This is a genomic window from Bacillus cereus group sp. Bc010 (assembly GCF_027716745.1).
GTDB lineage: Bacteria > Bacillota > Bacilli > Bacillales > Bacillaceae_G > Bacillus_A > Bacillus_A pacificus.
Genome location: NZ_JAQFUY010000029.1, coordinates 48,620 through 58,327 on the forward strand (window position 1 = coordinate 48,620; position 9,708 = coordinate 58,327).

The window sequence follows — 9,708 nt, forward strand, 5'->3', positions numbered from 1 at the left end:
CCTTGTATTGAAAAAAGAGAAACTTCGGACAGAAAATATATCATTTCAATATCCTGGTGCAGCCACTTATGCATTAAAAGATGTTTCATTCTCCTTATATGAAGGTGAATGGGTATCTGTTATTGGACAAAACGGTTCTGGGAAGTCTACACTTGCAAAATTATTGAATGGTTTGTTTTTGCCGGAAGCAGGGACAATTACAGTAAATGATACAATGGTTTTGTCAGAGGAAACGGTATGGGATGTTCGAAAACAAATTGGGATGGTATTTCAAAATCCAGATAATCAATTTGTTGGAACAACAGTGCAAGATGACGTTGTCTTTGGTTTAGAGAATATCGGAATGCCAAGAGAGCAAATGGTAGAAAGATTAGATCAGGCCTTACGACTAGTCCGTATGGAAGATTTTCTTAATGATGAGCCACATTCGTTATCTGGTGGGCAAAAGCAGCGAGTAGCAATAGCAGGCGTTTTAGCACTTCAGCCATCTATTTTGATATTAGATGAAGCAACGTCAATGCTAGACCCTCAAGGGAGACGTGAAGTGGTAGAAACGGTTAGACAACTTGTTAATGGAAAAGGTATTACCGTGTTATCAATTACGCATGATTTAGAAGAAGCGGCACAGTCAGACCGTGTCATTATTTTAAATAAGGGAGAGATATTAGAGGAAGGGACTCCAGAACAAATTTTCAAGTCCTCTCATATGCTCCAAGAAATTGGATTAGATGTACCATTTTCAGTGAAAATAGCAGAATTATTAAAAAGAAATGAAATTCTCTTGCAAAATACGCATCTTACAATGGAAAGCTTGGTGAACGAACTTTGGAGATTACATTCCAAAAAGTAGAACATCGTTATCAACATAAAACTCCATTTGAAAGACGCGCACTTTATGATGTAGACGTGTCGTTTCCAAGTGGGGGCTATTATGCCATTATCGGTCATACTGGTTCAGGTAAGTCGACGATGATTCAACATTTAAATGGTTTATTGCAGCCGACAAATGGCACAGTTCAAATTGGTGAACATTTCATTTCGGCAGGAAAGAAAGAAAAAAAGCTAAAGCCACTACGTAAAAAGGTAGGGGTTGTCTTTCAATTCCCAGAACATCAGTTGTTTGAAGAGACTGTAGAGAAAGATATTTGCTTCGGACCTACTAATTTTGGTGTATCTGTAGAAGAAGCGAAGCAAAAGGCAAGAGAGGCAATTGAACTTGTAGGGTTAGAACCAGAACTGTTATTACGTTCACCATTTGAGTTAAGTGGTGGGCAAATGAGGCGTGTTGCGATAGCAGGCGTATTAGCGATGGAACCCGAAGTGCTTGTATTAGATGAACCTACAGCAGGACTAGATCCAAAAGGGCAAAATGAACTTATGGAGATGTTTTATAAGCTACATAAGGAGAAAGGCCTTACAGTTATCCTTGTAACGCATAATATGGAGGATGCTGCTAAATATGCCGAGCAGATTGTAGTCATGCATAAAGGAACGGTCTTTTTGCAAGGAAGTGCAGAGGAAGTATTTTCACATGCTGATGAACTAGAGAAAATTGGCGTGGACCTTCCTATGTCTTTAAAGTATAAACGTGCAATTGAAGAGAAGTTTGGCATTTCAATCCCAAAGGCTACCTTATCTTTAGAGGATCTTACTCATGAAGTTGTGCAGGTGTTACGAAAAGGTGGTCATGAATCATGCAGCAGTTGATTATTGGAAGATATATTCCAGGGAATTCTCTTATTCATCAACTTGATCCACGTACGAAGCTGCTGATTGTCTTTTTATATGTATTTGTTGTTTTCTTAGCAAATAATGCGATTTCATATGGATTTTTATTTTTATATGCACTCATTGCTTTATTTTTTGCAAAAGTGCCGATTCGTTATGTACTTTCGGGCTTAAAACCAATTCTATGGATTTTTCTTTTTACATTTTTCCTGCATATTTTAACAAATAAAGAAGGGGAAGTACTATTCCAGCTTGGTTGGTTTTCGATACATGAAAAAGGATTAGAGCAAGGAATATACATTTCTATACGATTCTTCGTTATTATTTTAATGACGACATTATTAACGTTAACGACGACACCTATTGAGATTACAGATGGTTTGGAGACGTTATTAAAGCCGTTGAAGCGTATAAAAGTTCCTGTTCATGAAATCGCATTAATGATGTCAATTTCTCTTCGTTTTATCCCGACATTAATGGATGAAACGAGTAAAATAATGAAGGCACAATCGTCACGTGGTATTGATTTTGCAGGGGGACCGATAAAAGATAGGATGAAAGCTATCATTTCACTACTCGTTCCTCTATTCATCAGTGCTTTTAAGCGTGCAGAGGACTTAGCAATTGCTATGGAAGCCCGTGGATATCAAAGTGGCGAAGGACGTACTAAATTCAGGCAACTACGCTGGAAAACAAGCGATACAGTAACAATTATAAGCTTACTTTGTTTAGCTTGTATTTTGGCATGGGTGCGATCGTAATGGAGAATAAAGAAATGGATAGAATAAAATGTACGGTTGCATATGATGGCATGCACTTTTGTGGTTATCAAATTCAACCGCAGCATCGTACTGTTCAACAAGAAATAGAGAAAGCTTTACAGAAATTGCATAAAGGGGAACTTGTCCGTGTTCAGGCATCGGGCAGAACAGATTCTACTGTTCATGCTAAAGGACAAGTGATACACTTTGATACACCGTTGTCTCTTGAAGAGTGGCAATGGAACAATGCATTAAACACAATGTTACCAGATGATATTGTTATCACACAGGTAGAGAAAAAAACAGAAGAATTTCACGCACGTTACGGTGTCGAGAGAAAAGAATATCGTTATCGTGTATTATTATCAAAGACTGCGGATGTATTCCGTAGAAATTACGTATATCAATATCCATATCCGCTCGAAATAAACGCTATAAGAAAAGCGATCCCTTATTTTATTGGAACGCATGATTTCACTTCTTTTTGTTCGGCAAAAACTGACAAAAAAGATAAAGTGAGAACAATTTATGAAATCGAGCTAATTGAGCAGGACGACGAATTAATTTTTCGTTTTGTAGGTAATGGATTTTTATATAATATGGTCAGGATTATTGTTGGTACGTTACTGAGCGTAGGGCAAGGAAAGCTTGATCCGGATAGCATTCCAGAGATTTTAGCGAAACAAAATCGTCAGTTTGCTGGAAAGATGGCTCCTGGTCATGGGCTTTATTTATGGCAGGTAAACTATAACAACTAATCCTGGTGTAACATTTGCTTGACATTAGAAACTCAAAAGTATATCATAACATATGGTATTGTTTCTAAAACCACGATTAGCCCCGGAAGGAAATCGTGTTTAAGATAAACAATAGATTTTTTCTATGGAAAAGATAACGAGGAGGGAAACACATGCGTACGACTTTTATGGCAAAAGCTAACGAAGTTGAGCGTAAATGGTATGTGGTTGATGCTGAAGGTCAAACTTTAGGTCGCCTTGCTAGTGAAGTAGCATCCATTTTACGTGGTAAAAACAAACCTACATTTACACCACACGTTGACACGGGTGATCATGTAATTATTATTAACGCTGAGAAAATTCATTTAACAGGTAATAAATTAAACGATAAAATTTACTACCGTCACACTAACCACCCAGGTGGACTTAAACAAAGAACAGCTCTTGAAATGCGTACAAACTACCCTGTACAAATGTTAGAGCTTGCAATTAAAGGCATGCTTCCAAAAGGACGCTTAGGCCGTCAAGTTTCTAAGAAACTAAACGTGTATGCTGGAGCAGAGCATCCACACCAAGCACAAAAACCAGAAGTTTACGAACTTCGCGGATAATCAATTAAAGGAGGGCTTACTTTGGCACAGGTTCAATACTATGGCACTGGACGTCGTAAGAGTTCAGTAGCGCGCGTACGCCTAGTTCCAGGCGAAGGACGCGTTATCATTAACGGTCGTGATTTTGAAAACTATATCCCATTTGCTGCATTACGTGAAGTAGTGAAACAACCTCTAGTTGCAACAGAAACTTTAGGTAACTACGATGTACTTGTAAACGTAAATGGTGGTGGATACACTGGTCAAGCTGGTGCTATTCGTCACGGTATTTCTCGCGCTTTATTAAAAGCTGATCCAGAATACCGTCTAACACTAAAACGTGCAGGTCTATTAACTCGTGACGCACGTATGAAAGAGCGTAAAAAATACGGTCTTAAAGGCGCACGTCGTGCACCTCAGTTCTCAAAACGTTAATTTTTGCGAACTACAAACCCCAACCATTTTGGTTGGGGTTTTTTTATGTTTCATTCCTCTTTTGTAATTTTTGTAGTTTGGAATATTTTAGTGCTATCCTCTCGCGTATGCTTCTTCTTTAGAAGTTTAGACTAATACGTATTAGGGAGGTTTATAAGTACTATGAATGTCATTGTCAGCTTACAAGAAAAACAAAAAGAAAAGCAGTTGAAATATGAGCGGAAGATGCTGCGGGAATTATCATTAAAAACATTACGTTCAAATATTAGAGATGCCTTTCAGATGCAGGAACTTCATCGTCAGTATGAAGATTACTGCATTGAATTAGGGATAGAATCGTATTTATTAGGAGCGAGATATAGTAAATTTGGCTATTATGGCGAATCGTTCTTTGATGTGAAATATAGGGCCTTAGAAGAAGAGCAACAATTAACGGAAACACTATTTCAATTTTTAACGAGCATGACTATGCGGGAAATTAAATTACAAGATGAGGAATTACTTTTTGAATCTTGCCAGCAGTTTATCGGCTTATGGTGGCAGGAAGGATATGAAAAAGGTGAAAGAAGATATCGATTAAAGCTTCATTAAGACAAGCATAAACTTTCCTCTTGTCCCATATAAGTAATTAGAGGGACTAGCTGGAGGAGGAAAGGTATGAAGAGAATTCGAATTATCTCTTTTGCACTCGCTGCGGTTATTTTGTTTTTTTTAGTCAAACAAGAATTTCAAATTACAAAATCGTGGCGAGCTTGGAATTTACCCTTATCAGGGAAAGTAATCGTATTAGATGCTGGGCATGGTGGACCAGACGGAGGGGCTGTTGGTGGCAAGGATATTGTAGAAAAAGATATTACGCTTGAGATCACAAAGAAGGTGCAAGATTATTTACAAGAGCAAGGTGCACTAGTTATTTTAACGCGTGAGGGAGATTATGATTTAGCCCAGAAAGATACAAAGTCATATAGTAGACGTAAAGCAGAAGATTTAAAAAAACGTGTAGAGATTATTAATAAACCCGATGTAGACTTTTTTGCAAGTATCCATTTAAATGCTTTAACTAGTAGTGGATCGAAGGGCGCACAAACGTTCTATTACCGCTCTTCAATTGAAAATGAACGTGCTGCGAAATTTATACAAGCTGAGTTGAGAACGAGTTTAGAGAATACAAATCGTTCTGCTAAAACAATTTCTCATGTGTATTTATTAAAGTATGCGAAAACACCAGGCGCTTTAATTGAAGCTGGCTTTTTATCGAATGTAAATGAAAGGTATATGTTAAATTCGGAGAAATATCAGCAAAAGGTAGCAGCTGCAGTATATCGTGGTATATTACGTTATTTCACGGAAAAAGGAAATCCTCCAGAATAAGGAGGATTTTTTTGCGTTTCTCTCGTTAACGAAGTTTTCCGAAAATATGTTATACTGGAAATGTAAACGCATTTATTTCAAAAGTAAAGAGAGATATATTTAATTAACATTATGTTATTTTTCATACAGGGGGCTGGGCTAATTATGGTAACGAAAGAGCAAGTAGTGGAAGCGTTAGAAGGGATTGTAGATCCGTTTTTACATAAAACGTTAAAAGAAACAGGGGCAATTAAAGAGGTGACAGTCAAGCCTGAGAAGGAACATGTAAGTGTTAAAATTGCAATCGTAAAAACCGGTACAGCGGAACAAATGCAATTGCAATCTGGAATTGTAAAGTTAGTGAAAGAACTAGGAGCAGCAACAGTAGGGCTTCGCTTTGCAGAATTTACAGAAGAGGAATTAGCTCAGTTTGCACCAGAACAAGAAGAAGAGCAAACTGAATCTTTATTGTCACCAAATTCGAAAACGACATTTTTAGCAGTGGCGAGTGGAAAAGGTGGAGTAGGGAAATCAACAGTTTCTGTTAATCTTGCTATTGCTCTAGCTCGTCTAGGGAAAAAAGTTGGTATCATTGATGCCGATATTTATGGTTTTAGCGTACCTGATATGATGGGGATAGAAAAACGCCCTGTAGTAAGAGGAGATAAAATCATTCCAGTGGAGCGTCTAGGTGTAAAGGTAATCTCAATGGGGTTCTTTGTAGAAGATAATGCACCGGTTATTTGGAGAGGACCTATGCTTGGGAAAATGTTAAATCATTTCTTTACAGAAGTAGAATGGGGCGATTTAGATTATTTAGTTTTAGATTTACCACCAGGTACAGGTGATGTTGCGCTAGACTTACATTCGATGCTACCAGCTTGTAAAGAGATTATTGTCACAACACCGCATCCAACAGCGGCATTTGTAGCAGCACGTGCTGGAGCAATGGCTTTACGTACAGAACATAGTATTCTTGGTGTTGTTGAGAATATGGCTTATTTTAAAAGTAAAACAACTGGCGAAAAAGAATATGTGTTTGGAAGAGGTGGAGGAGATAAACTAGCTACAGAACTTCAAACAGAAGTACTTGGCCGAATCCCGCTTCAACAACCTGATTGGAATAAAGAAGATTTTGCGCCGTCAGTATATGAAGATACGCATACGACAGGTCTTATTTATCGCACAATAGCTGAAACGGTAATTGATAAAACAACTGTTGCGCAAAAATAAAATAATAATGAGTGGATGATACATATATTGTCCACTCATTATTATCGTTATTATTTTTACTGCTGTTCCTTTTTACCTTCTTAGGAACCACCTTCACCGCCGGCTTCCTTTTTATCAGAACCACTTTTTTCGGCTTTTTGGACACCTTTACTAATAATATCAATCATCTTAGCTTGGAAGAGTGGGCTTTCAGCAGTTTCTGTTAGTACTTGTTGTAAATATTGACGGTATTCTTTGCTCTTCATCGTTTGTAACATCATTTTTTCTACTTCAGGGTTTTTCATAATTTCCATGACGCCTGCTTGGTATTCAGGGTCTTTTAGTAATGTTTTCATTAAGGCTGTTTGTTCTTTTCCCATACTTTTAGCGAATTTCGATGAGAACTCAGGGTCTTTAAAGAGCTTTTCCCAGAATTGTTGCCCTTTATCGGATACCATTGCATCTTCAATCGTTTTCTTTACTACTGTTTCATCTAGTATGAGTGCTTGTTTCATTTTTTCATCAGTTAACACATCTTGAATGGCTTTCTTACCTTGATCGGTTTTTAAAATATCAACAATCATTTTCTTCGTTTGATCATAATCAAGTTCGGACTTTGCTTCTTTTTCTTGTGCACATGCTACAAGTACAAGAAATAGAAAAGAAGAAGTCAAAACGAGCAGCATCCGTTTCATAAGTTGGAACTCCTTTCAGCACAGTTCTCTCTTTTTAATATAAATATCTTTAAGGAATTTATACATGAACATGGCTAGCTTTTTGAAATTGTCATTGATACAATTTAATTAGAAATATAAGGATAATGGGGGATGTGTTGTGAATAGCCGCAAGTGGGTACGACTATTTTTTACGACGTTGTTTCTTGGTGGGGTTAGTACAGTCATTATTGGATTTGTTTTAGAGTGGGACAAGTACGCTAAATTTTTTCAAAATTTCGACGGAAAGGAAATTTTGGCGGTCTCCTTCTGGTTGATGGGTGTAGGATTTATTTTTAGTGTGATAAGTCAAATGGGGTTCTTTGCTTATTTAACAATCCACCGTTTTGGACTGGGAATGTTTCGATCGTCTTCTTTATGGAATATAGTCCAGCTCTTCTTTATTGCATTCGTTTTATTTGATTTTGTGTATTTAAGATCGGTATTGATTGCAAATGGGGAAGTTTCATTAGGGAATAACATACTTGTTGCTGGTGTGTTATTTATGTTTGGTGCCATCGTTGCTTATATAAAAAGTAAGGAAACGAATAAAAAGGCATTTGTGCCAGCTTTGTTCTTTATGGTCGTTGTAACAATTCTTGAGTGGGTACCAGCACTTCGAATTAATGATACAGATTGGTTATATTTAATGGTGATACCACTTTTATTATGTAATGCATATCAGTTACTTATATTACATCGTTTAATTGGAAAGGCGAGTAAGTCGGCCTAATTAAGAGAGTTTTTACGCAGGGTAGTTGTACGAATGGAAATATCGGGATAAAAAAAGCTCTATTACCTGAACGAAAGGTAGTAGAGCTTTTTATGTGTGAAAAATTATTGGACATCTTTACTTTTCGTACTTGTGTTGGAAATAAGTTGTGATACGGATATTTGTTCATAGCCGTCACTCTTTAATTTCTGTAGAAGCAGTGGTAAAGCTTTATTTGTTTGAAGAGCAGAATCGGATGCATGTAATAAGACGATATCTCCACCTTTTAGATTATTAGAGACGGTGGAAACGATATTGTTTACGCCAGGGTTTTTCCAATCGTTTGAGTTATTACTCCAATGAACGACAGTGTATCCGAGTGATTCTGCTATTTTAAGTGTTGCCTTGTTAAAGTCTCCACTAGGTGGACGCAATAGTTTAATTTGTTTCACGCCGAGTTTTGTAAAAACATCTTGTGCTCGCAGAAGATCTCTTCGTATTTCATTTGCCTCTAGAGAAGTGTAGGACGTGTAATTATAACCCATACTACCGATTTCATGTCCATCTTTTATGATGCGTTCAACAACATCAGGGTGTCTTTCTGCCCATGCAGCAGAAAGGAAGAAGGTTGCATTCTTAATATCTCTTTCTTTAAGTGTATCAAGGATTGGAATTGCTTTTTTGTCTCCCCAACTAATATCAAACGTGAATGCAACTTGTTTTTTAGAGGTGTCGCCTTTGTAAATAACTTTAGGTCCTGTAGCGGTTGAAAAAGCAGACTCGTGTGAATATGTTTTCAAAAAGAGTAGCCATGCTGTAAATAAGGAAAGTATCACTATTAAGCTAATGTGTTTAAAGTTTCTTTTACTCGTAATAAAAAAGAAAAACATAATATTACGCCCCTTTGTCCAATCCTTTTCAGTTACATATATGCTGTAAATATAAAAAAGAGAACAAGGGATTAATATCGTAAGTAGTGGATATAATGGATGGTAGGATTTTGTTAAATGAAAATGGGCTTAATGTTTATTGCTCTGGAAGAAATGATTGAGGTGATGATTTGCTTGGGTTTATGTTAACGAAAGAAGAGAAAAAAGAAATGGAATACATATTGAAGAGAGAGTTAGAAGAACTTTTATTTGATTTTGAAGATGAACGTATTCATGACGTTGTAAAAAAGGCAATGGAAGAAAGATATAAAATCATTTTTTGTTTGTTTCGAAGAGTCGCTAATGCAGAGGAATGTATTCGTTATGTAAGAAAAAGAACTTTTTATTAAAAAGTGTTGACGTTGGTAGATATTATATGATAAATTAATAACCGTCGCTGATGCGGAAACGCAAAAAACGACAAAAAAGAAATTGAAAAACTTAGTTGACATTGAAAAACGAAGATGTTAACATAAGGAAGTCGCAAATGAGCGACCAAGTAGTTCTTTGAAAACTGAACGAAACAAACAACGTGAAACGT

General features: G+C 36.8%; 13 protein-coding genes. 11 read left to right on the forward strand and 2 right to left on the reverse strand.

The features are described 5' to 3' along the window. Positions 1–7 precede the first annotated feature (7 nt). The 9 genes from PDQ68_RS22945 (at position 8) to PDQ68_RS22985 (ending at position 6,834) form a co-directional block, all read left to right on the forward strand. Complete coding sequence (locus PDQ68_RS22945; protein WP_061183205.1) at positions 8–850, forward strand: energy-coupling factor ABC transporter ATP-binding protein; 843 nt, start codon at positions 8–10, stop codon at positions 848–850. Next, positions 826–1,707, forward strand: coding sequence for an energy-coupling factor ABC transporter ATP-binding protein (locus PDQ68_RS22950; RefSeq protein WP_061183204.1), 882 nt, complete (start codon positions 826–828; stop codon positions 1,705–1,707). Before PDQ68_RS22945 ends, PDQ68_RS22950 begins: the two co-directional genes overlap by 25 nt. Beyond that, positions 1,695–2,489: an energy-coupling factor transporter transmembrane component T family protein gene (locus PDQ68_RS22955; RefSeq protein ID WP_001186536.1), complete on the forward strand. Its 795-nt coding sequence runs from the start codon at positions 1,695–1,697 to the stop codon at positions 2,487–2,489. Before PDQ68_RS22950 ends, PDQ68_RS22955 begins: the two co-directional genes overlap by 13 nt. A gap of 14 nt (positions 2,490–2,503) precedes the next feature. After that, positions 2,504–3,247 (forward strand): tRNA pseudouridine(38-40) synthase TruA, encoded by a 744-nt coding sequence (gene truA, locus PDQ68_RS22960; RefSeq protein WP_011039908.1) that lies wholly within the window; start codon positions 2,504–2,506, stop codon positions 3,245–3,247. Positions 3,248–3,399: 152 nt separating this feature from the next. Continuing rightward, the gene (rplM, locus tag PDQ68_RS22965; protein WP_001260793.1) at positions 3,400–3,837 is read left to right on the forward strand and encodes a 50S ribosomal protein L13; all 438 of its coding nucleotides are present in this window, start codon (positions 3,400–3,402) and stop codon (positions 3,835–3,837) included. Between the two features lie 21 nt (positions 3,838–3,858). Then, positions 3,859–4,251 carry a 30S ribosomal protein S9 gene (gene rpsI / locus PDQ68_RS22970; protein WP_000079986.1) on the forward strand — a complete coding sequence of 131 codons (393 nt, stop codon included), beginning with the start codon at positions 3,859–3,861 and terminating at the stop codon, positions 4,249–4,251. Positions 4,252–4,413: 162 nt separating this feature from the next. Continuing rightward, positions 4,414–4,842, forward strand: a complete 429-nt coding sequence (locus PDQ68_RS22975) for a YbaK family protein (protein ID WP_001101006.1) — start codon at positions 4,414–4,416, stop codon at positions 4,840–4,842. Positions 4,843–4,908: 66 nt separating this feature from the next. After that, entirely contained in the window at positions 4,909–5,622 is a 714-nt protein-coding gene (gene cwlD / locus PDQ68_RS22980; RefSeq protein ID WP_000822436.1) for an N-acetylmuramoyl-L-alanine amidase CwlD, read from the forward strand. A 144-nt stretch (positions 5,623–5,766) separates the two neighbouring features. Then, positions 5,767–6,834 (forward strand): Mrp/NBP35 family ATP-binding protein, encoded by a 1,068-nt coding sequence (locus PDQ68_RS22985; protein ID WP_061183203.1) that lies wholly within the window; start codon positions 5,767–5,769, stop codon positions 6,832–6,834. 80 nt (positions 6,835–6,914) lie between these two features. Here PDQ68_RS22985 and gerD read toward each other — a convergent pair whose 3' ends face one another. After that, positions 6,915–7,508, reverse strand: coding sequence for a spore germination protein GerD (gerD, locus tag PDQ68_RS22990; protein WP_061183202.1), 594 nt, complete (start codon positions 7,506–7,508; stop codon positions 6,915–6,917). 139 nt (positions 7,509–7,647) lie between these two features. Here gerD and kbaA point away from each other — a divergent pair, with 139 nt between their 5' ends. Then, the gene (gene kbaA / locus PDQ68_RS22995) at positions 7,648–8,259 is read left to right on the forward strand and encodes a KinB signaling pathway activation protein KbaA (RefSeq protein ID WP_016716249.1); all 612 of its coding nucleotides are present in this window, start codon (positions 7,648–7,650) and stop codon (positions 8,257–8,259) included. A gap of 104 nt (positions 8,260–8,363) precedes the next feature. On the opposite strand, the gene pdaB is transcribed toward kbaA, so the two are convergent. Next, positions 8,364–9,128 (reverse strand): polysaccharide deacetylase family sporulation protein PdaB, encoded by a 765-nt coding sequence (gene pdaB / locus PDQ68_RS23000; protein ID WP_000464707.1) that lies wholly within the window; start codon positions 9,126–9,128, stop codon positions 8,364–8,366. Positions 9,129–9,298: 170 nt separating this feature from the next. On the opposite strand from pdaB, the gene PDQ68_RS23005 reads away from it, so the two are divergent. Next, complete coding sequence (locus PDQ68_RS23005; protein ID WP_000900296.1) at positions 9,299–9,517, forward strand: hypothetical protein; 219 nt, start codon at positions 9,299–9,301, stop codon at positions 9,515–9,517. The last annotated feature ends 191 nt before the right edge of the window (positions 9,518–9,708 follow it).

Coding starts and splice junctions, on each gene's coding strand:
- PDQ68_RS22955 (WP_001186536.1), top strand. CDS start 1,695: ATGCAGCAGTTGATTATTGGAAGATATATTCCAGGGAATTCTCTTATT.
- truA (WP_011039908.1), top strand. CDS start 2,504: ATGGATAGAATAAAATGTACGGTTGCATATGATGGCATGCACTTTTGT.
- rplM (WP_001260793.1), top strand. CDS start 3,400: ATGCGTACGACTTTTATGGCAAAAGCTAACGAAGTTGAGCGTAAATGG.
- PDQ68_RS22975 (WP_001101006.1), top strand. CDS start 4,414: ATGAATGTCATTGTCAGCTTACAAGAAAAACAAAAAGAAAAGCAGTTG.
- cwlD (WP_000822436.1), top strand. CDS start 4,909: ATGAAGAGAATTCGAATTATCTCTTTTGCACTCGCTGCGGTTATTTTG.
- PDQ68_RS22985 (WP_061183203.1), top strand. CDS start 5,767: ATGGTAACGAAAGAGCAAGTAGTGGAAGCGTTAGAAGGGATTGTAGAT.
- gerD (WP_061183202.1), bottom strand. CDS start 7,508: ATGAAACGGATGCTGCTCGTTTTGACTTCTTCTTTTCTATTTCTTGTA.
- pdaB (WP_000464707.1), bottom strand. CDS start 9,128: ATGTTTTTCTTTTTTATTACGAGTAAAAGAAACTTTAAACACATTAGC.